Raw genomic sequence first — 298 nt, 5'->3', positions numbered from 1 at the left:
AGTAGACCGCCTGGGGAGTACGGTCGCAAGATTAAAACTCAAAGGAATTGACGGGGACCCGCACAAGCGGTGGATGATGTGGATTAATTCGATGCAACGCGAAAAACCTTACCTACCCTTGACATGGATGGAATCCTTGAGAGATTGAGGAGTGCCCGAAAGGGAACCATTACACAGGTGCTGCATGGCTGTCGTCAGCTCGTGTCGTGAGATGTTGGGTTAAGTCCCGCAACGAGCGCAACCCTTGTCATTAGTTGCTACGAAAGGGCACTCTAATGAGACTGCCGGTGACAAACCG

The 298-nt window shown here is 51.7% G+C and carries 1 rRNA gene; it reads left to right on the top strand.

Annotated features, from left to right (window positions below):
- Positions 1–298, top strand: a 16S ribosomal RNA gene (locus GTP90_RS36210); the annotation flags it as partial.

This window comes from Duganella vulcania, from assembly GCF_009857655.1.
GTDB classification, from domain to species: domain Bacteria; phylum Pseudomonadota; class Gammaproteobacteria; order Burkholderiales; family Burkholderiaceae_D; genus Rugamonas; species Rugamonas vulcania.
Note: the sequence above shows the minus strand (reverse complement) of the source record. Positions and strands in the feature narration are given on the sequence as shown.